19 protein-coding genes are annotated in these 26494 nt (G+C 35.8%); 9 read left to right on the top strand and 10 right to left on the bottom strand.

What is annotated here, in order from left to right:
- Window positions 1–23 precede the first annotated feature (23 nt).
- Together ACIEHO_RS12425 and ACIEHO_RS12420 are read right to left on the bottom strand one after the other, a co-directional pair.
- Complete coding sequence (locus ACIEHO_RS12425) at window positions 24–1145, bottom strand: GTP cyclohydrolase (RefSeq protein WP_406972166.1); 1122 nt, start codon at window positions 1143–1145, stop codon at window positions 24–26.
- Between the two features lie 27 nt (window positions 1146–1172).
- A complete protein-coding gene (locus ACIEHO_RS12420) occupies window positions 1173–2183 on the bottom strand; it encodes a transporter (RefSeq protein WP_406972165.1) in 1011 nt (336 codons plus the stop codon).
- Window positions 2184–2330: 147 nt separating this feature from the next.
- Between ACIEHO_RS12420 and ACIEHO_RS12415 the strand changes: the two genes are divergently transcribed.
- Genes ACIEHO_RS12415 through ACIEHO_RS12400 form a run of 4 tightly spaced genes read left to right on the top strand, consistent with a single transcriptional unit; the run spans window position 2331 to window position 7804 of the window.
- Window positions 2331–2594: a DUF4834 family protein gene (locus ACIEHO_RS12415; protein WP_406972164.1), complete on the top strand. Its 264-nt coding sequence runs from the start codon at window positions 2331–2333 to the stop codon at window positions 2592–2594.
- A 32-nt stretch (window positions 2595–2626) separates the two neighbouring features.
- Complete coding sequence (locus ACIEHO_RS12410; RefSeq protein ID WP_406972162.1) at window positions 2627–5077, top strand: YfhO family protein; 2451 nt, start codon at window positions 2627–2629, stop codon at window positions 5075–5077.
- Window positions 5070–6347, top strand: coding sequence for a glycosyltransferase family 4 protein (locus ACIEHO_RS12405; protein ID WP_406972160.1), 1278 nt, complete (start codon window positions 5070–5072; stop codon window positions 6345–6347). Before ACIEHO_RS12410 ends, ACIEHO_RS12405 begins: the two co-directional genes overlap by 8 nt.
- The gene (locus ACIEHO_RS12400; RefSeq protein WP_406972158.1) at window positions 6347–7804 is read left to right on the top strand and encodes a lipopolysaccharide biosynthesis protein; all 1458 of its coding nucleotides are present in this window, start codon (window positions 6347–6349) and stop codon (window positions 7802–7804) included. The genes ACIEHO_RS12405 and ACIEHO_RS12400 overlap by 1 nt, the downstream gene beginning before the upstream one ends.
- Before the next feature lie 94 nt (window positions 7805–7898).
- Here ACIEHO_RS12400 and ACIEHO_RS12395 read toward each other — a convergent pair whose 3' ends face one another.
- From ACIEHO_RS12395 to ACIEHO_RS12385, 3 genes are all read right to left on the bottom strand, one after another.
- On the bottom strand, window positions 7899–9071 hold the full coding sequence (locus ACIEHO_RS12395; protein ID WP_406972156.1) for a hypothetical protein: 1173 nt from the start codon (window positions 9069–9071) through the stop codon (window positions 7899–7901).
- Window positions 9072–9260: 189 nt separating this feature from the next.
- Window positions 9261–11906, bottom strand: a complete 2646-nt coding sequence (locus ACIEHO_RS12390) for a hypothetical protein (protein ID WP_406972154.1) — start codon at window positions 11904–11906, stop codon at window positions 9261–9263.
- A gap of 291 nt (window positions 11907–12197) precedes the next feature.
- On the bottom strand, window positions 12198–16241 hold the full coding sequence (locus ACIEHO_RS12385; protein ID WP_406972152.1) for a T9SS type A sorting domain-containing protein: 4044 nt from the start codon (window positions 16239–16241) through the stop codon (window positions 12198–12200).
- Window positions 16242–16616: 375 nt separating this feature from the next.
- On the opposite strand from ACIEHO_RS12385, the gene ACIEHO_RS12380 reads away from it, so the two are divergent.
- Complete coding sequence (locus tag ACIEHO_RS12380) at window positions 16617–17705, top strand: DUF3667 domain-containing protein (protein ID WP_406972150.1); 1089 nt, start codon at window positions 16617–16619, stop codon at window positions 17703–17705.
- Between the two features lie 15 nt (window positions 17706–17720).
- Here ACIEHO_RS12380 and uvrA read toward each other — a convergent pair whose 3' ends face one another.
- Window positions 17721–20504 carry an excinuclease ABC subunit UvrA gene (gene uvrA, locus ACIEHO_RS12375; RefSeq protein WP_406972148.1) on the bottom strand — a complete coding sequence of 928 codons (2784 nt, stop codon included), beginning with the start codon at window positions 20502–20504 and terminating at the stop codon, window positions 17721–17723.
- Window positions 20505–20743: 239 nt separating this feature from the next.
- Here uvrA and ACIEHO_RS12370 point away from each other — a divergent pair, with 239 nt between their 5' ends.
- Window positions 20744–21328 (top strand): RNA polymerase sigma factor, encoded by a 585-nt coding sequence (locus tag ACIEHO_RS12370; RefSeq protein ID WP_406972146.1) that lies wholly within the window; start codon window positions 20744–20746, stop codon window positions 21326–21328.
- A 227-nt stretch (window positions 21329–21555) separates the two neighbouring features.
- On the opposite strand, the gene ACIEHO_RS12365 is transcribed toward ACIEHO_RS12370, so the two are convergent.
- Window positions 21556–22215: an endonuclease III domain-containing protein gene (locus tag ACIEHO_RS12365; RefSeq protein ID WP_406972144.1), complete on the bottom strand. Its 660-nt coding sequence runs from the start codon at window positions 22213–22215 to the stop codon at window positions 21556–21558.
- Between the two features lie 35 nt (window positions 22216–22250).
- Here ACIEHO_RS12365 and bcp point away from each other — a divergent pair, with 35 nt between their 5' ends.
- Entirely contained in the window at window positions 22251–22703 is a 453-nt protein-coding gene (gene bcp, locus ACIEHO_RS12360; protein WP_406972142.1) for a thioredoxin-dependent thiol peroxidase, read from the top strand.
- A 65-nt stretch (window positions 22704–22768) separates the two neighbouring features.
- Here the strand turns inward: bcp and ACIEHO_RS12355 are convergent, their stop codons facing one another.
- Window positions 22769–24232: a TonB-dependent receptor gene (locus tag ACIEHO_RS12355; protein WP_406972140.1), complete on the bottom strand. Its 1464-nt coding sequence runs from the start codon at window positions 24230–24232 to the stop codon at window positions 22769–22771.
- A gap of 93 nt (window positions 24233–24325) precedes the next feature.
- Between ACIEHO_RS12355 and ACIEHO_RS12350 the strand changes: the two genes are divergently transcribed.
- Both ACIEHO_RS12350 and ACIEHO_RS12345 read left to right on the top strand, forming a co-directional pair.
- On the top strand, window positions 24326–25087 hold the full coding sequence (locus ACIEHO_RS12350; protein ID WP_406972138.1) for an MBL fold metallo-hydrolase: 762 nt from the start codon (window positions 24326–24328) through the stop codon (window positions 25085–25087).
- A 10-nt stretch (window positions 25088–25097) separates the two neighbouring features.
- Complete coding sequence (locus tag ACIEHO_RS12345) at window positions 25098–25598, top strand: hydrolase (protein ID WP_406972136.1); 501 nt, start codon at window positions 25098–25100, stop codon at window positions 25596–25598.
- Between the two features lie 3 nt (window positions 25599–25601).
- Here the strand turns inward: ACIEHO_RS12345 and ACIEHO_RS12340 are convergent, their stop codons facing one another.
- Complete coding sequence (locus ACIEHO_RS12340; protein ID WP_406972134.1) at window positions 25602–25970, bottom strand: DNA topoisomerase IV; 369 nt, start codon at window positions 25968–25970, stop codon at window positions 25602–25604.
- A 38-nt stretch (window positions 25971–26008) separates the two neighbouring features.
- Complete coding sequence (locus ACIEHO_RS12335; RefSeq protein WP_406972132.1) at window positions 26009–26389, bottom strand: helix-turn-helix domain-containing protein; 381 nt, start codon at window positions 26387–26389, stop codon at window positions 26009–26011.
- Window positions 26390–26494 lie beyond the last annotated feature (105 nt).

The raw sequence follows: 26494 nt of genomic DNA, 5'->3' as shown, positions 1-26494 counted from the left end.
TTCTAAAACAGAATCGGATTTTTTTATGCATAATCTTTTCTAAACGTTTTTCTTCGTTTAAATACTTCGGGGTCAAAATGCTTCCAGATTTTCCTAATGGCTTCATTGTCTTCCAATTCTGGGGTTCTGTAACACATTTTAATACCTTTTTCCGTAAAAGTATTGAAGTATTCGTTGAATATAACCGCATGAACGCCTTTATTTTGATATTCAGGATGAACGCCAATTAAATAGAAAGCAACATCTTTGCTGTGTTTTTTTGCTTTTATAATATGTCTAAACCCAAAAGGAAACAGTTTGCCGTTCATTTTTTGCAGGGCTTTTGAAAATGATGGCATAACAATAGCAAATGCTATCATGTTATCGTTTTCATCTACAACAAATTTGATATATTCGGGGTTTATAAAACTTATAAACTTCTTTTTAAAATAAGCTTTTTGAATGTCGTTAATGGCAACAAAAGAAGATAGCTTAGCGTAAGAATCGTTAAATAGGTCAAACATCTTATCGGCGTAAGGCATGACCTCATTGGTCGAAGAAAATTTAAGTGCCCTAAGCTTGTAACGTCTTTTTATTAATTCGTTTGCCTTAACGAAAAATTCAGGTTTTACATTAGAAAAAGGAAACCGGCTTTCACAATAAGATTTCTCGATTCTATAATTGGCCGCTTCATAGTGCTTTGCGTAGTACGGGTGGTTGTACCAAGTTATCATTGAACCAATAGAATCGAAGCCTTCGGTTAATACACCAACCTTGTCTAGATTTGAAAATCCAACTGGGCCTTCAACATATTCTAGATTGTGCTTTTCCCCAATGTCCTCAACCCTTTCAAGAAGAGATTTCGAAACTTCCAAATCGTCAATAAAATCAAACCAACCAAATCTCATTTTTTTTTGGTTTTGTTCCTTGATTTCCAGCCAATTGGTTATAGCTGCAACCCTTCCAACAATTTCTTTGTTTCTAAAAGCAAGAAACAATCTGGCTTCCGCGTCTTTAAAAACAGGGTTTTCATTTTTATCGAAAGTTTTCATTTCCTGACTAATAATAGGAGGGACCCAAAATTTTGAGCCCTTGTATAGCTTAAATGGAAACTTTACAAAAGCTTTAAGTTCTTTTTTTGTCTTTACTTCTTTGAGTGTTACCATGGTTTTTTGGTACAGTTTTTTTAGGGTTTAATCAAAGTCTATATCTGTTTTCTTCCTTCTTTTTGAAGGTTCAGAGGAGTCTTCTTTTTTGTTTTTTCTAGACTTTTTTTGTCTGTTGTTCCTGCGTTGTAATTCATCTTTGGAAGAAGTGCCGTTATCAACTTCTTTGTCTTTATGAAAATCCAATCGGTAAGAGGCCCCTAAGTTTATGCTAAAAACCGATGGGGTATCTTTGGTATTAAACGTTAATGCTGTGTCCAGTTGAAAATCTTTACCTAGCAAATAAGCGCCACCAAACCTAAAAAGGTTGTCGGCATAGAAATCGCTTTTAATGCCTTGAGTTTCGCCGAAAATAACCCATTTTGGGCTAAAAGAATGCGTTAGAGTGAGTATGTATTGAAAGTCGGACTGGTCTGTGCCAATTCGGTCTTTTATTAGGTTTATAACAAATACCCATCCGCCGGAAAAGTTGTTTTGAGTAGCAATCATAACTTTTGGGCTAAATCCTTCAATATCTGGAGCGGTGTAAGGATTGTTTTTTGCATCATAATTGGCACCTGCGTAAATAGCGATAGCTGGTATTAGCGATTTCCATTTGAATTGTCGGTTAGCCTTCCAACTGTAAAGGTTGGGTTTGTCTTCTTCTGCATTTTTATAGGGGTCGTAAAGTAAGTATTTTGCGCCAATTGCTGCAAATTTAAAATTAGCCCGATCTTCTTCGGAATTAAAATTTGAAGCAAACGTCTTGGTATCGTTTTGGTATGTGCCTTCAATGTTTAACTCAAGCTCTTCAAAAAAAAGTCCATAACGCGCAGCAAAATCAATCCCAAACCCCGAAACTTCATAAGCTGGCGCTGGTGTTCGCTCTTCTTTTAAAATATATGGCCCTACTTCTAGTTGGGCTACATTTGTGCCCACAGAAAAGGCGCTTCGCGATACACCTGGGCGATTGGAGTTAATAACATTGGTATATTGGCAATAGCCTTTTACTGTTGCAAGGCTTAAAAGAACAAATAAGACAGATTTAAATGGGGTCATAATAAAGTAGGTTTGCAAAAAGGAATCACAGATTTTAGTTAAATGCATTTCCAAATATAGATATTTTATAGTTTTTTTATCATTTTTCGTCTTTAATTAAACGCTCATAATCGTATTTTTGTATTAAATATCAAATCAAAGTGAAAAATGGGTTTATTAAGAACCATACTCATCATTGCCTTAGTTTATTATGCTATAAAAATATTATCAAGGATTTTTGCGCCCTACTTAGTGAAGTATGCCGCTAAGAAGGCAGAGCAACGTTTTGGAGGGCAATTTGGTGAGTTTCAAAAAAGAGCTGAACAGCAGCCAAAAAAGAAAGAAGGAGAGGTGACCATTGATAAAATTCCACAATCGAAAACTTCAAATAAAGACGTAGGAGATTATGTGGATTACGAAGAAATTGATTAATTTCCGACTTCATTTTTTCTTAAAAAAAATACATGCAATTTTCTTTTAAAAAATTTCTTCCGCACATCTTAATTTTATTGGGGTTTGTTGTTATCTCGTTGACTTATTTTAGTCCCGTTTTGCAAGGCAAGGCTATTTACCAAAACGACATTGTTCAGTTTATTGGTATGAGCAAGCAGCAAAAGGATTTTAAGGCTGAAACCGGTGAAGAAACTTATTGGACAAACGCTGCTTTTGGAGGTATGCCAACTTACCAACTAGGTGCCAGGTATCCAAATAACTACATAAAAAAACTAGATTCGGCTTTACGCTTTTTACCAAGACCTGCTGATTATTTATTCCTTTATCTATTAGGATTTTACATTTTATTACTTGTGTTGAAAGTTGATTTTAAGCTAGCTGCAATAGGGGCGTTGGCTTTTGGTTTTTCAACCTATTTAATAATTATATTAGGGGTGGGGCACAATAGTAAGGCTCATGCCATTGCTTACATGCCTTTGGTGCTTAGTGGTATTATTTTGGTTTTTAAGAAAAAATATATAGCTGGATTTTTATTGACTACCATAGCTATGGGTTTGGAATTAGTGTCCAACCATTTTCAAATGACCTACTACTTAATGTTTTTAGTGATTATTCTGGGGCTTGTCTATTTGGTTGATGCTTACAGGAAAAAACTATTGCCACATTACTTTAAATCGTTGGGTATTATGGTTGCGGCTGTGGTGCTATCCATAGCTTTAAATGCAACTAATATTCTGGCAACCAAGGAATATGTGAAAGAAAGTAAGCGTAGTAAAAGTGAACTCACCATTAATGCGGATGGCATGCCGAAACAGGAAGTCACATCGGGCTTGAGTAAAGATTATATTACCCAATTCAGTTATGGTTACTGGGAGACCTTTAATTTATTTATTCCTAGATTTCTTGGAGGTGGAAACGGTGAAGATTTGGGTAAAGATTCTGAGACTTATGAGGCTTTCAGGAAATTGGGAGCCACTACCAGCCAAGCTGCGCAGGAAGCCAAACGCGCACCGATGTATTGGGGCGACCAACCAATAGTAGAAGCACCCGCATATATTGGCGCTGTAGTGTTGTTTTTGTTTGTTTTTGCGTTGTTTTTGGTTAAAGGACGCTTGAAATGGTGGCTACTTGGAGGTACTGTGTTTTCGTTGCTGCTGTCTTACGGGAAAAATTTAGGCTTTTTAACCGATTTTTTTATTGATTATGTGCCTCTATATGATAAATTTAGAGCGGTAACATCCATTCAAGTTATTTTGGAGTTGTGTGTTCCAGCATTGGCTGTTTTCGGTTTGGTGCGTCTTTTTAACGATTTTGAGAGTAAAGATGAAAAGCTAAAGGCCTTAAAATATGCCACTGTGATTACCGGAGGATTGGCACTTGTGTTTTTATTGTTCAAGTCATCCCTTGATTTTTTAGGACTCGATTTTGTAGGGGCTAATGATGGTTTTTACCGTCAAAACTACGGACAGTCTTTTGTGGATGCTCTGAAGGCCGACAGAAAAATGCTTTTTACTCAAGATACCATAAGAAGTTTGGTTTTGGTGCTGTTATCTGCCGGAGCGGTTTTCATGTACTTAAAGGGAAAATGGAAAGAAAAATGGGTTGTTGTTGCCTTTGGCGCTTTAATTTTATTTGATTTGGTTGGAGTTGATAGGCGTTACGTGAACAATGATGACTTTGTATCCGGCATAGCTATGAGTAAACCTTTTGAGGCAACCGAAGTGGATAAATTTATCGCAAAAGACAAATCGCATTACCGGGTTTTTGATTTGGTTTCCGGCCCATCTAAACCTTCGTATTTCCATAATTCTCTAAATGGCTATAATGCAGCAGAATTAAGGCGTTACAGTGAAGTATTTGATTTTTTTATTTCCAAAAATAACCTCAATGTGCTCAACATGCTCAATACAAAGTATATTGTAGCTCAAGATGAAAAAGGCAATGCATTTCCATATACAAATAACGAAGCTAATGGTAATGCTTGGTTTGTTGAGAATTTAGAAAAAGTTGATTCTGCAAATAAAGAAATCATGTTGCTGGATAGCTTAAACAATAAGACTAAAGCTATTTATTCGTCCCATAAGGCTCTAGAGAAGTTTAATGCTTTAAAAAGCGATTATGCGGTAGTAAATTCTATATCGACAATTGAATTACAAGAAGTTAAGCCTAACTATTTAAGGTATAAGTCGAATAATGAAAATAATGGATTTGCTGTGTTTTCAGAGATTTATTATCCACATGGCTGGAAAGTTTTTGTTGATGGGAATGAAACCCATCATATGCGAGTAAATTACATTTTGCGAGGCATGCCTGTTCCGAAAGGGAATCATATTATCGAGTTTGAATTTGAGCCAGATGTTGTAAAAATTGGAAGTACGATTTCCTTGGCCAGTTCGGTTTTACTCGGTTTGTTGCTGATTGGTGGTTTGTTTTACGAGATTAAGAAGGCTAGAAGTGTCTAAAAAAATCCTCATTATAACTTATTATTGGCCGCCTGCGGGTGGGCCTGGAGTACAGCGTTGGTTGAAATTCGTTAGGTATTTGCCTCAGTTTGATGTGCAGCCTGTTGTGTTTATTCCTGAAAACCCGAGTTACCCTTTTGTTGATGAGAGTTTGAAATCAGAGGTTTCCGATGATCTCATTGTGATAAAGCATCCTATAAGTGAGCCTTATAAATTTGCGGATATATTTTCGAAAAAATCATCAAAAACGATAAGTAAGGGCATTATTTCGGAAGCAAAGAAGCAGTCTTTAGTTGAAAAATTACTGCTTTTTGTTAGAGGTAATTTTTTTATTCCTGACGCGCGCGTGGGTTGGGTAAAGCCTTCGGTGGTGTATCTTTCAAATTATATTCAAAAAGAAGGCATTGAAACTGTTGTAACAACCGGCCCGCCACATAGTTTGCATCTAATCGGTTTACAGTTAAAGGAAAAGTTTGATGTGAAGTGGCTTGCGGATTTTAGAGATCCATGGACAACCATTGGTTATCACAAAGAGTTGAAACTTACAAAATCTTCTCAGAAAAAGCACAAATTACTGGAAAGAAAGGTGTTGAACACGGCCGACCACATTGTGGTAACTAGTCATGTGACCAAGAAAGAGTTTCGGAAAATTACCGATAAGTCCATTGAGGTCATAACCAATGGGTATGATGATGAGCCTTCCGTTGATTTTAAAATGGATAAAAAATTCTCGCTATCACATATCGGGTCGTTTCTGTCAAAAAGAAATCCTGGAAATTTATGGAAGGTTTTGGCAGAGCTTATTGTTGAACAAGAAGGTTTTTCAAAAGATTTTCAGTTGAATTTAATAGGGTCAGTAAGTGAAGATGTATTGAAATCTATTGAAAAATACAGGTTAAGTGATTATGTGAATAATGTTGGCTATGTTTCACATAAAGATTCGGTTGTGTTTCAAAAAAAATCACAATTACTTTTGTTAGTTGAAATAGATTCTAAAGAAACGAAATGTATTATCCCGGGAAAACTATTTGAGTATATGGTTTCAAACCGACCGATAATTGCATTGGGGCCAGAGGGCTCTGATATAGAAAAAATCATTAATGAAACCAATACGGGGCAATACTTTAAGTATAATAACTACGACTCGTTAAAAAGAATTATATTAGAACATTATAGTGCGTATAAGAAAAATTCGTTGCAGTCGCATCCTATTGGTCTTCAAAAATATCATAGAAAAAAGCTTACAGAATCCTTATCTAAGTTGTTATAATGGGCATAGTTGCATTACAATCCTTAAAAAATATCATATCTACCTATTTGGGTTTTTTTATTGGAGCGATTAATGCCTTATTTCTTTACACTGAATTTTTAAGTGATAAATATTATGGTATGGTAGGGTACATGCTGTCATTGGCATATGTTATTATGCCGCTTATGGCTTTTGGTGTGCACAATACTTTGGTAAAGTTTTATTCGTCGTTTAAAACACGGGTATCACTAAATAGTTTTTTAACACTAATGTTATTATTGCCCATTTGTGTTATAATACCACTGGTTATAATTTTCTATTTTTCATATGATGTTATTAGTAATTTTCTTTCTCAGGAAAACGAAATTATTAAAAATTATTTATGGCATACCTTAATTATTGCTATCGCTTTGGCTTATTTTGAAGTGTTTTTTGCATGGGCAAAGGTTCAAATGAAAACTGTTTTCGGCAATTTTATGAAGGAGGTGTTTCATCGGGCAGGAGCCATGGTATTGCTTTTTTTACTTCATTATGATTTCATAAACCTAGAGCAATTTATGGCTGGGCTAGTTATTGTATATGTATTGCGCATGTTAGTTATGAAGATTTCCGCGTTTAGCATTAGGTGGCCCGTTCTTACTTTTAAACCTGTTAACGGGTTAAGCCGTATTTTTAAATATTCGTTTTTGATTATAATTGCTGGATCGGTAGCAACCATACTCTTAGATGTAGATAAGGTGATGTTAGGACAGTATATTGAAATAAAAGAAATAGCCTATTACAATGTGGCGATTTTTATATCGGCCGTTATTGCTGTGCCTCAGCGTTCCATGAACCAAATATTATTTCCTCTATCGGCCAAATATTTAAATGGAAAAGATTATGATGCCTTGGCGGATTTGTACAAAAAAAGCTCTTTGAATCTTTTTATTGTCGGTGGATTTATTTTTCTTTTGATCGTTTTAAACATTAATCAATTATACCAAATTATCCCTGAAGAGTTTAGTGGAGGTCTTTTTGTGGTCTTTATTATTAGCACCACAAAATTATATGATTCACTTTTGGGAAGTAATAATGCCATTTTGTTTAATAGTGATTATTACCGTATAGTTTTAGTGTTAGGGGTGGTGTTAGTGATTTTAATGGTGCTTCTCAACATGGTTTTCATTCCGTGGATTGGAATTAACGGAGCCGGTCTTGCAACTTTTCTGGCTGTTTTCGTTTATAATTCTATTAAGCTATACTTTGTTTACAGAAAATTTAAACTTTTTCCTTTTTCAGTATTTACCTTAAAAATTGCTTTACTTATTTTATCAACAACCCTGCTGTTTTACTTTTGGGAATTCCCGTTTCACCCCATTCTTAATATAGCCTTGAAATCTATTTTAATAGCATTGGTTTATGTTTTTATAGTGCTACGGTTTGATTTTTCTGAAGATATTTCAGGGTTAATAAAGCGGTATTTAAAGTTGAAATAGTTTTTAACTGAAAATTCTATTAAAAAGAAAACCCCGCGATGTTGCTTTGAGGCAAACTTATCGCTGGGCTTTCCAAACTAACCAACCAAAATTATTATGATCGTCTTCTGTTATTTGCTACCGATCTATTATTATTTCTAGAACTGTTTGATTTTACAGATCTTGTATTTCTATTTTGCGTAGTTCTTTTAACGGTAGTCTTTGGTCTATTTACCGATCTCTGAGCTACTTGAGTGTTTCTTTTTTTAGTAACGCTTTTATTATATGTACGTTTATTTGTTGTATTTGGTTTTTGTGCAATCCTATTATTTTTAGTTCGAGAAACATTGTTTGTTCTTACATTGTTGTTTCTGTTAACTGTTCTTCTAACGTTTTCTCTCATTTTATTATTGCTTATTTGAGAATTAGTTCTAGAAGGTGTTCTAGTAAATTTATTGTCTCTTCTTATAACCTCACGGTTTAAAGCAGGTGCAGTGCGTTTTGTAGTTTTATTATTGCGTCTAACGGTTTGGTTTTGTGCAACATGCCTCCTTGAAGCAGAATTCTTATTAATTCTGGTTATATTTCGTTTACTTCTGTTCACCGTGGCATAACTTCTGTTTCTTATAATTTTATTTCCGCGTCTGCTTGCTACAGATGTTCTGGGTCTATAGTTGTTATAGTACGGTCTGTTATAAGTGTATCTTATGGGTGTGTAATAACGTCTGTAAGGCCTGTTGTAAACCACGCAGTAATCATAAGCCGGAACACTGTAGTATCGGTGCCAAGGTCTATATATATAACTTCTATTATAAACGTTGATGAAGCCTGTATAATGAGTAAATATATTGCGTCTGTTATAGTGAACGTATAGCCCTCCTACACGAGATACATAACCAAAATTGTTATAATATATGTTGATATTTCCAACTTGATTGATTCTGCCGTAATAGTCATAAAAAATTGGCGTGTTTTCTATCTGAATAATAGCGCCATATTCATCATATTGCACGTAGGCATTATAATCGTAACCAGAATTAAAACTGAGATTAACGTTTGGCGAGCCTACAGATAGACTAAAACGTGAATTATTTCGTAAAATATTGAAATCGAATTGTCCATCTGGAAAAACCGAAAATTCAATTCCATTTTCAACAAATATAAAAGAATTGCCGTAACCTCTATTATAAATGTTGATTTCTGAATGTTCTGTATTGGTGGTTGTGGCTGCGTTAACAGTAAATCCCGAAAGGATTAAACCTGCTAATAAAAATATAAACTTTTTCATAATCTGTGTGTTTTTTAATGTGACTCGTTTAATGAGATACAAACAGCGTGCCAAAACTAAAATTATGTTCTAAAGTAAACATTATCAACTGGTTTTAGATGGGTTGTGAGTACCTTTGCTTTCCTAGGAATAAAAAAAGGGATACAAAAATGTATCCCTTTTAAATTTAATGTAATATTTCAGTAATTATTATTTCACTAATAATTTCACTGCTTTTATGCCTTCAAAGGTTTTTAAGGTAGCAATCCAAAGGCCTGAATTAAAGTTGAAGTTTGTGTTTGTATTAGTTTTGATGGTCTTAACTAATGCGCCAGTCATGCTGAAGACTCTAACTTCAGTTGAAGATTTTACATCAGAAATATAAATTCTGCTTCCAATTGCTTTTACTTTGGACAACACGTTTGATACTTCGCCAGCTTTGTCTATACTTAATGTAAAATCAGGATTAACATACAATTCGCTAGGCACTTCCAGTCCTGTTAAAATGTAAGCGGCGTTTCTCCACATGGTTAATGCTTCAGAAGAAACATTTTCGCCATCGCCATTTACTATGGCACCATAGCTTAAGGAAAAAGCAAAAGCATCAGTGTTTAAAACATCACTTGTATTCTCGCCAAGTTGTGTGCCTTCTGGCCAAAAATTAAAGACAACTGCTTCGTTTGGGTTGGTGACTTCATCAACTGTAGCTAAAAGAGAACCAGTGGTTGAAATGTCCAACCCATTAATTATTTCAATGGCTTTGTCACCTCCGTCATTGCCGTTGCTTTCTGAAGTTTCTACAAACATTCTAACGTCCTCACCTCCTAAAAAATCAATGCCACTAAATAGATCGTGGTCTTGGTTTGTTACAGGCACGGTTATGTTAAGGTTTTGAGTATTGACATTAGTGGCATTAGGGTCAGTTACCGCTCTTCCATCTCTAAAAGTACTGGATTTATTATAAATAATAGGTGTTTGAATAGTCCCGACGCTTAGTCTCCCTCCAGGTTTAAAAAAATCGCCTCCAGAACTTAAGTTTTCTTGTGCGATAACAAGGTCGAAAAAGCCAGGGTCAAGAATTTGAAGTCCATGATTGTAAGTTTCAAGGTAAGTCACTTTAAAATTGCCATCACCTTCTAACATTCTAATTACTGGATCTTCACCGGGAGTTGACACTTCTGATGTTGGCGCATCTACACCTTTTTGGTTAACATATAAAACTTGTTTGAACAATGCCGGGTTGTCATATAAATTATCAGGAATGGGAACACCTGTTAACAAGTATGCGGCATTTCTCCAAATGGTAAGGGCTTCTGCGGTTATATTGGTTCCTTTTCCCTTAACCAAGGCACCATAGCTAAACGATAGGGCTACAGCATCAACTTGAAGCTCGTCCATTGCGTTTTCGCCTAGTTGGGTTCCTGCTGGTAGATAATTAACTACTAAAGCTTTTTCTTCATCTGTGACTTCATCAACAGTGGCTAAAAGTGTATTGGGAGTAGAAATCTCTAAACTATTTAGCACATCTATGGCTTTATTTCCTCCATCAGACCCGTCGTCGTTTGCCAATTCATAGGTGATTCTCACTTGGTCGCCTCCTGAAAAATCAATTCCGCTAAACATATCGTGGTCTTGGTTAACTTGTGGTACGGTAATAAAGAAATTTTGGGTGGCCGTTACCGCAGCATCAGCATCGGTAACAGCTTTACCGTCTCTAAAAGCCCAAGTTTTATTATAAATAATTGGAACCGTTACATTTTTTATACCCAGAGCGCCATCTGGTCTAAATAACCCGGCATCTGAGCTAATGGTTTCTTGGGCAATAATTAAATCGAAGTCAGAAAGATCATTAGGTATGGCGCTTCCGTCAGCAGGAGTTTCTATATAGGTTACCGTGTAATGCCTGTCAAACTCTAGCATTCGCACAACAGGGTCGTAGCCTGGTCGAGAACCTCCACCATCGCCAGGGTCTACACCAACTTGGTTTACATAGAGAACCTTCATTGCTGTTTTAGGATTGTAGTGAAGCTCTTCTGGCACTGTTAAGCCTGTTAACAAGTAGGCTGCATTCCTCCAAATGGTTAAGGCCTCAGATGAGATGTTTTCACCATCATTTCTAGCTAATGCACCGTATTTAAAAGGTAGTGCAACTGCATCAACTTGAAGTTTATCATCTGGGTTTTCTCCTAATTGAGTACCTGCAGGAAAATAATTGATTACTAAGGCTTCTTCTGGAGTGGTAACTTCAGGAACTGTAGCTAATAAGGTATTTGGGTTTGAAATGTCTAAGTTGTTGATAATTTCTATGGAGTTATTACCTAATTCCGATCCGTCACCATTAGACAATTCGTAGTGTATTCTAATCTGCTCTCCGGCTGAAAAATCAATGCCACTGAATATATCGTGATTTTGATTGGCTTCAGGTACAGTAATAAATAAATTTCGGGTTCCATCGGCAACAGCATCAGCATCAGTAACTGCTCTTCCATTCCTAAAAGCTCCAGTCTTACAATATATTATAGGCACCGTGACATTTTTAATACCTAAAACACCATCTGGTTTAAAAAGATCGCCACCTGAAATAATATTTTCTTGAGCTATAATTAAATCGAAAATAGAAAGTTCTGGTATAGCACTTCCGTCATGTGGAGTTTCAATATAAGTCACCTCAAAGTTAGGGTCATCTTGTAACATTTTGATAACAAAGTCTTCACCTGGATCAGATGGAATAGATGATGATGCTCCCACACCGTCTTGGTTAACGTATAAAACTTGTTTTGCCTGAGCATTTATTTGCACTGGTAAAACTATTGCTATAAGTAAAATGAATAGAATGGTTTTGTTTTTTTGTCTCATTTTTTGTTTGCTTAATTTGAGTTTTAATAAATTTTTATAATAATTTATAAGACCGTATGAAACGAATTTAAATATTACACTATGTTTTAACGATATTTTTGTACAATGGTCAATTTTGTAAACGTTTAATTTTCAATCGAGTAGTTTTTGATAGTTTCTATTGGTAAGTTGTCAAATCATAAATTGTATTATTTTATTGTTTTAGGAAAGACTAGGATAGTTAACTCTAGGAAATAAAAAAAGGGATGCCAGTTGGCATCCCTTTTAGACTTAATATTGTTGTTGAACTTATTATTGTACTAATAATTTTACAGCTTTGGCTCCTTCTATAGTTTTAACTGTAGCAATATAAAGCCCTGTGTTAAAGTTAAAATCGGTATCAGTATTAGTTTTTACTGTTTTAACAAGAGCCCCAGTCATACTATAAATGTTAACTTCAGTTGAAGTTTTTACGTCAGAAACATAAATTCTATTTCCAATAGCTCTTACGTTTGAAGAAACATTAGATACTTCTCCAACTTTATCAATACTTAGAGTAAACGCTGGGTTTTCGACTAAAGTCGTTGGTACTTCAGTAGGCCCAAATGCTAACATATAAACAGCATTTCTCCAAATGGTTAAGGCTTCTGGGCTAATGTTAGCGCCATCACCTAAAACCGTTGCTCCATAGCTAAATGATAATGCTACGGCGTTAACTCCCAAGACATCATTTGCATCAGTACCTAGCTGTGTTCCAGAAGGTAAATAGTTAACCACAAAAGAACTAGTAACATCAGTAGCTTCTGGTACTGTAGCTAATGAATTAGCTGTGCCAGCTATGGTAGGAGTAATATCTATATTGATACCTGCGTCAATAGCTTTGTTACCACCAACACTTCCATCGTCATTTGCTGTCGCTTCTTTAAAGATTCTTATGTCGTTCCCGCCAGTAAAATCGATTCCACTATATAATGGGTGTACGGTATTGGTTGCCGTAATTGATACGTTTTGAGTTCCTTCAACAGCTGCATCAGCATCTGTAATAGCTCTTCCGTCTCTAAAAGCCCAAGTTTTATTGTAAATAATGGGTGTTGTTACATCTTTAACTCCTAACGCACCACCTGGTTGGAATAATGCAGCACCAGAACTGATAGTCTCTTGTGCAATTACTACATCGAAACCAGAAATATCTGGGATAGCACTACCGTCTGAAGGTGTTTCAACATAGGTTACTTCAATGTTAGTATCAGCGTTAAGCATGTTTATAACTGGATCTGCACCAGGAGCGGAAGCGCCCGCACCTTGGCCAACACCACTTTGGTTTACATAAAGTAGTTTTGCAGGTGTTACATAAGCTGGGTTTTCTACAAGAGTTGTTGGTACTTCTGTAGGACCATAAATAAGCATGTAAGCCGCATTTCTCCAAATAGTTAAAGCTTCTGGTGTGATGTTCGCTCCATCACCTAAAATGGTTGCTCCGTAACTAAATGACAAAGCCACGGCATTAACACCAAGTACATCTGTAGCGGCTTCACCTAATTGAGTCCCAGATGGTAAATAATTGATTACAAAAGAACTGCTTGGGTCTGTTGCTTCAGGTACGGTTGCTATAGAGTTAGCTGTACCAGCTATTGTTGGTGTAATATCAATATTGATAAGTGCATCAATAGCTTTGTTGCCACCGGTGCTTCCATCATCGTTAGCAGTTGCCGACTTGAAGATTCTTATATCATCTCCTCCAGAGAAATCAATTCCACTGAAAAGTGGATGCGCCGTATTGGTTGCAGTAACCGATACATTTTGGGTTCCTTCAACTGAAGCATCTGCGTCTGTAACCGCTCTTCCGTCTCTAAACGCCCAAGTTTTGTTGTAAATAATTGGGGTTGTTACATCTTTAACGCCTAATGCACCACCAGGTTGAAAAAGTGCAGCTCCAGAGCTAATTGTTTCTTGAGCGATCACTAAATCGAAACCAGAGATGTCAGGAAGCGCACTGCCGTCAGAAGGTGTTTCAACATACGTTACAAAGAAATTATCGTCTGCGTTGAACATGTTTATTACAGGGTCAGCTCCTGGAGCTGAAGCGCCTTCTCCTTGACCAACACCAGTTTGGTTAACGTAAAGTATTTGTCTGTAAGCTTGCCCGTTTTCGTAAAGGCTAGTTGGCACTTCTTTACCTGTAAGCATATAAGCGGCATTTCTCCAAATAGTCAATGCTTCAGAAGTCATATTTCTACCATCGCCTCTAACTTGTGCTCCATAACCGAATGCAAAAACAACGATATCTTGCGTTGAGACATCACCTGCGTCTGTACCTAGCTTTGTTCCAGAAGGAATATGGTTAATTACAACAGAAGAATTTGCATCACTCACCTCGGGTGTAGTGGCTAAGGTTGGAGCAACTGGATCCATTTCTAAACCATTCAATACTTTTATAGCTGTGTCACCAGTACCTGAACCATTCCCGTTTGTAGCAGTATAGAATAATCGTATGTCATCTCCTCCAGAGAAATCAATGCCACTGAATATTGGGTTAGATTGGTTTGCACCAGGAACTGTTACCGAAATATTACTTTTGTTACCATCAATTGCAGCGGCAGTAGTTAAAGTTGCCTTGTCATTTCTAAACGCTTCCGATTTACAATAGATAACCGGAACCGTTAGGTTTTTAGGAGCCAATGGTCCATCTGCGCTAGATTTAAAAGCATTGGAACCAGAAGATACATCTTCTTGAATGATGATAAGATCATAAGGACTAAGGTCGGAAGGTGTAATGGTACCGCCACCATCAATAGTTCCTGCCGTTACTTCAAAGTTTTCATCTGAATTTAGCATTCTAGTAATGGCATCGTTTCCAGGTACCGAAGTTGCACCGCCTTCATCAGAAGAGTTGGCATTGTTTAGATAAAGCACCATAGTTGGTGTTTTTCTTAATGTTTGGTAAGTCACCTCAATGTATGGTAAATATATATCAGAACCTCCATTTACATCACTTGCCAAAAATTCTAAATTTTGGGAGTTACCAACTGTGGCAAAAAATTCTATTGTGATAAACTCGTTTAAATCTTGTCCGTCAGCAGCTGTGGCCTCAAGAACTTCAGCGTAAGGATTGGCAGTTTGGGTATTACCGTTTACTTTAATCCAAGATTTACTGTTGTTGTTAGCCATTTTAAAATCAAAATCTAAACTAGAAAATTGAGATAAAGGCACCTTAACAACAGCTGTGCCTAGTGGTTTTAATAGCACCCTAGAACCATTTTTCATGTCCAGTCCATAACCAGAACTGTGGTAGTTATCACCAGCAGCATGTCTATAATCCAATCTTCCGTCAGCACTTTTAAATCTATCGGTTTGAGGTTGAGCATCTGCTTCAGGAGACCCTTGAATTACGTAACCGTCAGATGGATTTGGAATGATTGATCCATCTCTAAAGTCATAAACGGTTGTTTCAGTAACGATGTCGTAATTATCATAGTCCGGGTTAACATATAATGTACCTGGAACTGCTTGTCCTGTAAGTATATAAGCAGCGTTTCTCCAAACAGTTAAAAATTCTGAAGTTACATTGCCGCCATCCATTTTTCTGGTTGCACCAAAACTAAATGGTAATGCTATGGCATCCTGAGCAAAAGCACCATCAGCTGTTGTACCAACTTGAGTTCCTGAAGGGAAGTAGTTTATTCCTACTGATGTCGCGTTATCAGTGATATGGGGTACAGATGCCAACAAGGTTGTGCCCGATGATATTTCAAGATCATTAACAATGTCTAATGCTAAAGGGCCTTGTTGATTACCATTATCGTCTGAAGTGGTTCTTAAAAATTCAACACTACCTCCAGATACGTCAATACCACTGAATATTGGGCTTGCCGCATTTACAACACTCATAGATAATTCTTGAGTTCTTACAACAACAGACGAAGAAGTAACCAATGCTGTTGAACTACCTCTAAAAGCATAAGATTTAGCGTATATAGCAGGGATTGATAATTGGTCGGGGTGTAATGGGTTACCTGCCTTGAAAATAGCATTGGATGACGCCAAACTTTCGGTAGCAATTACCAAATCGAAACCAGTAAAATCAACTGGACTAGATACAGCATTACTTCCAGCTGCCTGAGCCCCCATTTCTGTAACAGTGAAATCTGCATTGGCTATTTTAACCCATGAAACGGTGAAATTGGTATCAGATTCCAACATTCTGGTTATAGCATCGTTTCCGGGCACAGAGCTACCATTGCCTTCGTCATTGGTGCCGTCTTGTATAACGTACAAGACATTTTGTTGTGCTTCAATTTGATTTGGAATTAATGCTGCAAAGAGCATAAAAACCAAAATACTTGTAATTTTCTTCATAATTTAATGAATTTAGGTTTAGTTAATATTCGTTTTTAGAACGTTAAATTTAACGAATTAATAATAATTAGCTAGCATTTTTGAACGATGAACGATTTTATAATTAGTTTTTAAGATATTCTTACCAAAAAAAACAAAATTGAGTCTAAAATAGTATAAAAATTACTGCTTAATTATTTTTAAAGCTTATGAAGCTGTACTTCTTTAGATTAATTTTTTGTTAGCCAATTTTTTCTCGATTAATTATTATTATACAGCAGTTTTTTTTTGTTAATTTATTTATTGAATAATATTTTGTGTTGGGTATTGTGAAATCAGAACTAATTATAGGGAGTCATTGCAATAAAATTTTATCAAAACAAAGATTAGTTTTTAATGGAAAGAAAGTTAGAAACATGTAAAAATTGTGAGGAGCAATTTCGGTCAAGTTTTAAATTTTGTCCGTATTGTGGCCAGCAAGCTAAAGATGAACTGACAGTAAAGATTTTGTTTTACAATACAATAAGTAACTATTTTTCATTTGATGCTCGGTTTTTTAAAAGCTTTTTGCCTTTGCTGTTTAAACCAGGGTATTTGGCTAGTAAGTTTATTGCGGGAAAACGTTTACTTTACCTGCATCCTGCGCAAATGTACTTGTTCGTTACCGTTGTATTTTTCTTTCTGTTTTCTTTTGTCCAGCGACAACAGGTGAAAGATATGGATGAAAAAGTTGGTTGGTCATTTAATCAAATGGATTCACTTAAATCAATTAATAATGAGTCATTAAAGGTGGGCGAACGCTTAAAACAAATTATTCCGGAAACAGCAGATAAAGAAGTGTTGGAGAATGCTTTTAATCAAAATGAGGTATTGGAAGAATTGTATAGCGAAGAAACAGATTCTTTAATTGATGCAACCAAAAGTAACAAAAAAGATATAGTAGAACTTGACTATAACACAAAGGCTGTCGATTCATTATTGGAACTGGGAGCTTCGAACGATTTGATCTACAAAGCAATGGGTATGCCAGATGAAGCAAGTGCCTTTAAAAAGCGAATGTATTCTCAAGCACTTAAGTTTTATAAATCAAGAAAGGGAGGGGGTATTTTGCAAACTTTTTATGATGCCATACCATTTGCGATGTTTTTCTTGTTGCCCATTTTTGCTCTAATATTAAAACTACTTTATAGAAAAAGAGGCCTGTACGCACATCATCTCGTTTTTAGTTTTTACTATTTTGCATTTTTGTTTACCGTATTTAGCATTATTTTAATCATCAATTTTATTTATGATATACCAGATTGGATAGATTTTATTTTAATGCTTTCTACATTTGGATATTTATTGTTTGCTGTTAAAAGGTTTTATAGACAAGGATGGTTTGCAAGCATTTTTAAGGCATCACTAACGATGCTCTTGTTTTTATCTTTAGTGGCCCCATTAACTGTTATCGTTTTAGGGGTTTTTGCATTTTTATTTTATTGAATTTTTCAATTAGCACTAAAGTTTGGCTTTTAAATACTTGCTAATTCCAGATTTTTTTGTCTTCGCAATATCTTCTGGTTTGCCCGAAGCAACAAGGCTGCCGCCGTTTTCTCCTCCTTCAGGACCTAAATCAATAATATAGTCGGCACACTTTATTAAATCGATGTTATGTTCAACAACAATTATAGAGTGTCCTTTTTCTATAAGTGCTTCAAAGGATCTCAATAGTTTTTTAATGTCATGAAAATGAAGTCCTGTAGTGGGTTCGTCAAAAATAAATAGTGCTTTTTCCTTATTGTTTCCTTTTCCTAAAAAAGAAGCCAATTTAATACGTTGGGCCTCGCCGCCAGAAAGCGTAGATGAGCTTTGGCCCAAGGTAACATAACCCAAACCAACATCTTGTAAGGGCTTAAGTTTGTTTTTAATTTTTGTTTGGTCGTTTTTTTCAAAAAATGTAACGGCATCATCGATAGTCATATTTAATATATCGTCGATGGTTTTATCGGCAAAAGTAACCTCGAGAACTTCTTTTTTGAAACGTTTACCCTTACAGGTTTCGCACTCCAAATGCACATCGGCCATAAATTGCATTTCAATGGTTACTTCGCCTTCTCCTTTGCAAGTCTCACAGCGTCCGCCGTCTACATTAAATGAAAAGTGTTTTGGCTGGTAGTTTCTTATTTTGCTCAATTTCTGTTTTGAATATAATGCTCTTATATCGTCATAGGCCTTAATGTATGTAACGGGATTAGAGCGTGAGGAGCGCCCAATAGGGTTTTGGTCGACAAACTCAATATGCTGAACGTTTTTAAAATGCCCTTCAATTTTTGAAAATTGTCCTGGTTTATCGCTAAAATCTGTAAGTTGTTTTTGTAATGCTGGAAATAGTATTTTCTTAACCAAGGTACTCTTTCCGCTACCGGAAACTCCGGTTACTACTGTGAGCATGCCCAACGGAAAGCGAACATCGATGTTTTTTAAATTATTTTCTCGAGCACCAATAATATCTACGTAGTATTTTGAGCTTCTTCTTTTTTGAGGTACTTCAATGTTTAATTCTTTATTAAGGTATCTGGCTGTTAAGGAATTAGAAGCCAAAATATGAGCAAAACTTCCTTCTGCAACTACACTTCCTCCAAACGTTCCTGCTTCGGGGCCGATATCAATAATGGTATCGGAAGCTTTCATGATATCTTCATCGTGTTCAACAACAATAACGGTGTTGCCCAAATCCCTTAATGATTTTAACACTGAAATTAAACGCTCTGTGTCCTTTGGGTGTAAACCAATACTGGGTTCGTCCAAAATATACATAGAGCCTACCAAGCTGCTTCCTAACGACGTTGCCAAGTTAATACGTTGGCTTTCTCCACCAGATAGGGTATTCGATTTTCTGTTAAGCGTTAAATAATTCAAACCCACATTGGCTAAAAATGAAAGTCTATTGTTTATTTCCTTTAATAATCTACTTGCTATTTGAGTGTCATAATCGTTCAGTTCAAGTTGCTTAAAGAAATTGGCCAGTTTGCTAAGAGGCATTTCCACCAAATCGGTTATTGTCACGCCAGCAACTTTTACGTAGTTAGCCTCTTTACGCAGTCGTTTTCCGTTACAAGCTTTGCATTTTGTTTTTCCACGATAACGTGAAAGCATTACCCTGTTTTGTATTTTATAGGCTTTAGATTCCAGTTCTGCAAAAAAGGAGTTTAAACCTTGAAAGTACTTATTGCCTTGCCAAATAAGTTGCTTTTGTCCATCGGATAATTCGAAGTAGGGTTTATGAATGGGAAAATCGAATTTATGTGAATTGTTCACCAATTGGTCTTTATACCAACTCATGCTTTCGCCCTTCCAAGGGAAAATGGCGTTTTCATAAATCGAAAGCCCTGTATTGGGTATTACTAAATCTTCATCAATACCAATAATATCACCATAGCCTTCACATTTGGGGCAAGCACCATATGGGTTATTAAAACTGAATAGGTGAATGTTAGGCTCTAAAAAATCAATACCATCCAATTCAAACTTATTGCTAAAATGGCGCTGTTTGCTATCAGATATGGTTTGAATTATACATTCGCCTTTGCCTTCAAAAAATGCAGTTTGTATAGCATCTGCCAATCGGTTGTAAAAGTCTTCGTCGCTTTTTGTTATAATCCTATCGACCACCAAATGAATTTCATCGCTTTCTGAAACTGACTCGATTTCATCAATTCTTAGTACTGTACCGTTAATTTTTAATCTAGCATAGCCTTGCTGTGAAAGTGTTTTTATCTTATTCTCCATAGAACGTCCTTCTTCCAAATGAACGGGAGAGAGGAGTAGAAGCTTTTCTCTTTCGGGGAACGATTTTAAATAGTTTAAAACGTCGGTAACCGTGTCTTTTTTAACTTCGTCTCCAGAAACAGGCGAATAGGTTTTTCCTATTCTGGCGAACAACAGCTTTAAATAATCATAAATTTCTGTGGTGGTGCCTACGGTAGAACGGGGATTGGTAGAATTCACCTTTTGCTCGATAGCAATAGCAGGGGCGATACCTTTTATGTAATCTACTTTTGGTTTGTTTAATCGCCCAAGAAACTGCCTGGCATAACTAGACAAGCTTTCAACGTACCGTCGTTGTCCTTCCGCGTATAGTGTATCAAATGCCAAACTGGATTTTCCCGAACCCGAAAGTCCTGTTATTACGACTAATTTGTTTCTAGGTATAACAACATCAATATTTTTAAGATTGTGCAATTTTGCACCTTTTATAATAATGTTTTCTTTAGGGTTTACTTCGGAAATGCTTGTGTTCATAAGCTTTTTAGGCAATAATTGTACAAAGATACTATAACATATCGAGCATAAAAAATGCTTTATTGCTTAATAAAACGTTAAAAAAAAGTGTTAATTTTTTCATTTTGGGAACGATTGTTGTTATATTTGGACTTAATAACAGCAATTAAAATAACTTACGCCTATAGCATAATTTTACTTTTAAACATGTAACCCCAAGCAAAGAAACCTATGTTTCCTATGCGTTAAAAGTGAATATTATGCAACACGAACTTATTACCGATGCTACTTTGGTAAGCAACTACATTAAAGGCAATGAAGCTGCACTTGAGGCTTTAATTGGAAGACACAAACAAAAAATTTACAGTTTTATTTATTCGAAAGTATACGATAAAGATGTCGCTGAAGATATTTTTCAAGATACTTTTATAAAAGTAATTCGTACGCTAAAACGTGGCGCATACAACGAGGAGGGCAAGTTTTTACCCTGGGTAATGCGTATTTCCCATAATTTGGTTATCGATTATTTTAGGAAAAATAATAGAATGCCAAAGTTTGACAATACTGGAGAGTTCAGTATTTTTTCTGTGTTGAGCGACTCCAGTTTAAATGCGGAAAAATCCATTATAAAAGAACAGGTTGAACATGATGTTAGACGTTTGGTTGATGAACTTCCAGCAGATCAAAAGGAAGTGTTGTTAATGCGCATATATAAAGATATGAGCTTTAAGGAAATCTCTGAGAGAACCGGGGTAAGTATCAATACGGCGCTGGGGCGTATGCGTTATGCGCTGATTAACTTGAGAAAGATTATTGATAAGCACAATATAGTTTTGACTAATTAGATACAATAAAGTAAAATTTGTTGCGTTATTGGTTTATGTTAACCCTTAAATTAATAAAATGGCAAAAATTTACTCTGAAAATTCTATTAATAAAATAGAAAAACTACAACCGAAAGAAGAAACGGTTAATTTTCTTCTAAACTATTCTAAGGCTTTAAGTGTTATAAGTTGTAATAATTTGAAGTTTGAAGCACTTCAAAATTGAGTTTGAGGAAGTCCTGATTTAATCAGGACTTTTTTCTTTTATAATAGTCGTTGATTACGGACTGTCTTCCAATTTTTTTTGTGATGATATCTTTCTCTAAGTCCCAGCCTCGTGCAGGTGAATATTCTCTGCCATACCAAATGATCTGAAGATGTAAGTCGTTCCATAATTCTTTTGGAAATAAGCGTTTAGCATCTTTTTCCGTTTGCACTACATTTTTGCCATTACTTAAATTCCAACGGTACATTAGCCTATGGATATGGGTGTCCACTGGAAAAGCCGGCACACCAAAAGCTTGAGACATCACTACACTAGCTGTTTTATGACCAACAGCCGGGAGCGCTTCTAAAGCTTCAAAACTTTGAGGAACTTTTCCATGATGTTCGTCAATGAGTATTTTTGACAAACCATGGATGCCTTTGCTTTTCATTGGAGACAAACCAACGGGTTTAATTATCTCTCTAATTTCCGCTACCGAAAGTTTTACCATGTCATAAGGATTGTCTGCTTTTTTAAATAAAAGCGGCGTTATTTGGTTCACTCTCACATCTGTACTTTGCGCAGACATCAATACAGCTATCAACAACGTAAAGGGGTCTTTGTGGTCGAGTGGAATGGGAATTTCAGGATAAAGTTCTTTTAAGGTATTTATAACATATTCAACTTTCTTTGTTTTGGTCATAAATTGTATTTTAGCTAAAAATCAAAGTTAAGATTATGGACACATTAAAACAAGGTGATACCGTGCCTAATTTTTCGGTAAAAGATGAACAAGGAAATACGGTAACATTGACTGATTATAAAGGGAAAAAGCTGGTTGTGTTTTTTTACCCAAAAGCAAGTACACCAGGTTGTACGGCCGAAGCTTGTAATTTGAGGGACAACTACGAAGTATTGCAAGAACAAGGTTATGAGCTTCTAGGAGTTAGTGCAGACAGCCAAAAACGACAATCTAATTTTAAAAATAAATACGAATTTCCATTTCCGTTATTGGCAGATGAGGATAAAACCGTGATTAATGCGTTTGGTGTTTGGGGACCTAAGAAATTTATGGGCCGCGAGTATGACGGAATTCATCGCAAAACATTTATTGTTGATGAAAATGGGGTAGTAGAGCGCGTTATTGATAAAGTTAAAACTCAAGATCACGCAGCGCAAATTTTGGAATAGTCAAAGTTAGCAAGCGTAGTTAATAAAAAAACCAGTTTGAATTCAAACTGGTTTTTTTATTTTTTTTATTTTCTTACCCTGCTTAAAGTTAATGGTTTGCGTGTATAGCCAAAAAGTCGGTAATCCTTTATTAGTTCTGCGGTGCCTTCGGGCACCATGTCTTCCCAGCCGCTTTCTCCTTCGGTAATCATGCGCAAAATTTCACGAGAAAATATGTTCATAATATCAGGCTCGTAGTCCGTTATATCAATAACTTTTCCGTTGTATTTAAAGAATTTATATAATTCTTTCATTCTTGGGTAAACTTTCAAGTTTTCGCTGTTAACAAGTTCCCCGGTTTTTGGATCCAACATTGGGTAGAGGTAGACCTTAAGGTCTTTAAAGAACAGCTTACCGAAAGCTTCCAAAATACCGCCACTGATATGACGATAGTATTTTTCATCAAAAATTTCAATTAAATTGCTAACACCCATAGCTAATCCCATTCGGGCCTTGGTGTATTTTGAGAAGTATTCAACAACTTTAAAGTATTCTTGAAAATTAGATATCATAACTGAATGCCCAAGAGAGCATAACAAGTCAGCTCTATCTATAAAATCCTGTTCGTCAATTTCACCTTCTGCTCTTAAATTTGAAAGTGTTATTTCAAAAACCGTAACGGTTTTATCTTTATCAACTTTGTTTTCATTAATAAACATGTCATATGATTTCTCATACATTTCCATGTTTACTCTAGTTACTGGTCTAAAGCTTCCACGAAGTGCTAAAATATTTTTCTTATAAAATACCTTGGCGGGTAAAACATTGGTGCCATCTGGACCAAACATTACGGCATCGGTCATACCATTTTTCACCAACTGCAAACTCATCAATCGGTTATCTACATTTTTGAAAACTGGACCCGCAAAGTTTATGGTGTCAATTTCCAGCTGATCTTTGTCTAGGTGGTCGTATAGGTAACGGAGTAGTTTTTTAGGTTGGTTATATTTATAAAAAGCACCATAAATTAGGTTGGTGCCCAAAATACCTAATGTTTCTTGCTGTAACCTTGCATCGGTTTCTTTAAAACGAAGATGAAGTATTATTTCATTGTAGTCGCCACCAGCTTCTACCTGATATTTGATGCCAACCCAGCCATGGCCTTTAAATTGTTTTGCAAAGTCGATAGTGGCAACGGTATTGGCATATGTGAAAAATATTTTATTTGGATTTTTTTCACGGGTTAACCTTGTTTCTATTAAATTCATTTCATGGGCCAACATTTTTCTTAAACGCGGTTGCGTCACATACCGCCCATCGTCTTCCGTGCCATAAATAGCATCACTAAAATCTTTATCGTAAGCAGACATGGCTTTGGCAATGGTGCCCGAGGCGCCCCCAGCCCTGAAAAAATGCCTGCACGTTTCTTGGCCAGCGCCAATCTCGGCAAATGTACCGTAAATGTTTTCGTTCAGGTTAATTCGCAGTGCTTTAGATTTTAACGAAGGGATATCATCAAACTCTTTGTCTCCTTTTATGGTAATCTCCATGCTTATAAGGTTAAATTCAATAAAAAGTAAAGATATTAAATTACTATTTGAAACGAAAAAATAACCTTATTTTTGGCTAAAATTTACGATATTTTGAAAATAACCTTTCTCGGTACTGGTACTTCGCAAGGAATCCCAATTATTGGGAGCAATCATCCAGTTTGTCTGAGCAAAAACCCAAAAGATAAACGTTTAAGGGTTTCTGTTTTAGTCGAGTGGGGAGATTATGCCTATGTTGTAGATTGTGGTCCGGATTTTCGATATCAAATGCTGAGAGCTCAATGCAGTAAGATAGACGGTATTTTGTTTACGCATGAGCATTCTGATCACGTATTAGGTTTGGACGATATTCGTCCGTTTTATTTCAGGCAAGGTGATATTCCAATCTATGGACATCAGCGGGTTTTAAATGAGATTAAAAACCGATTTCACTATTTTTTTGAAACGGAAAACAAATACCCTGGAGCACCGAGTGTTATTGAAAACCCAATAGAAAATAAGCCTTTCAAGTTGAATGATTTGCAGGTAATACCCATAGAGGGATGGCACGCTAATCTTCAGGTTTTTGGGTTTAGGTTTAAGGATTTTGCTTATTTAACAGATGTAAAAACTGTTGAAAACAGCGAGGTTGAAAAACTAAAAGGCGTAAAAGCCTTAGTGGTTAACGCTTTGCGAATTAAGCCGCACCGTTCTCATTTTAACCTGGAAGAGGCGTTAGAGTTTATTGAGCGGGTTGGACCGGAAAAAGCCTATTTGACGCATATTAGTCATTTATTGGGGTTTCATGATGAAGTGGAAAAAACCTTGCCAGAAAATGTTTTCATGGCTTATGATGAATTGCAGATTACAATATAAAATTTAAAGGATGAAACAGAAAATATTTATGTACTTGTTCGTGTTCTCAATACTTTTGGTATTGTTTCAATATATGAATTCAAAACATATTTTTGAAGACATGAATAAAAAACTTGAAACTTATAAAAGTCAAGCGGCCAAGTATAAAGATTCCGTTTCAGTATTAGAAAACCAAATCATGGGTCTTTCGCATTTTAATGTATATAGAAATGAAGACGCCATAAGTTATTTTGAAAACGATGGCTATGATGTTAATAAACTAATCCCTTTCGTGAAAGATAAGCTTTATGAGACCAATGAAGCCAAAGGACAGCATCCTATTGTGCCTTATTCAGCAAGCGAAGGAAGGAAAATGATGATTAACACGGTGAAAATGCTCAACCACAAATGGATTATTGCAGACTTTTCAGATGGAGAATACTGGGGCGAGATTTTCTTAACCTACGAGGTGACTCCAGAAAAAGAATTGAAATTCAATTTAGTGGAATCGTTTCTTTATCCTTTTGATTAAGTTTTAATTCGTTTTGTAGGCAATTCCCTTTTGTTTTTTGGTTTCACCCACATATGAGTACTCATATGTATACGAAGAATCAGTGGTAGTAATTATTTTTAAATGGACATCTTTTTTCTCAGCCATGTTCTTTGGGTTTATGGTTCTGAAAATAACTTCACAGTCGTTTATCCATCTTAAACGTGAAGAGTCTGTTTTTTGGTTGTAAAATTCAACCTGTAGGCTTTCGTTGCGTTCAAACACTGATTTATACACTACGCCATCAATTTCTACTTCGCTATAAAATTTACCCGATTTAAAGTCTGTGCAGTTTCGTTGAGATTCGCAGCAGGTAAATAGTATAAGAACAGCAAAGAGGAGTAAAAAGCGCATAAAAATTAATTTAGGGGCAAATTTAAGAAACTAGATGTTTAATTCTGAAAGTTTTTAAAGGTTCCGTCAGAATAAAAGATAACGATACGTTCAATGGTTTTTCCGTTGCTGTTTTTTACTTTTAAATTTTCAATAATAGAATTTTGGGAGGTACTGGTTTTCACTTCCTTGTCGGCTATCTCATTTTTATTTTCCGATGGAAAATTTCCTCTACCATTAAAAAGCCAATACAAATCCACCTCAGGAAAGGAGGAAAGTACTTTTAAAATAAAATCTAAACTGGGTTTGTTTCTTCCGGATAATATGTGCGAAATACTAGAACGTTGTACGCCAATTTTTTCGGCAAAAGACGATGCCGATTCACCGTAGTACTCCATGATATTTCGGAGTCTTTTTGTAAAATCTTCTGTGTTTATCATTGTAAACTATAAATCCTCAGGTTTGGTGTTACAAATGTAACAATAAAACTTAATACTATGGATTTTATTGCGGCATATATTCGGTTTATATTAAATATAAACTTT

Source organism: Flavisericum labens (assembly GCF_045446075.1).
Classification (GTDB): Bacteria; Bacteroidota; Bacteroidia; order Flavobacteriales; family Flavobacteriaceae; genus Flavisericum; species Flavisericum labens.
This window is presented reverse-complemented; position numbering and strand designations above follow the sequence as displayed.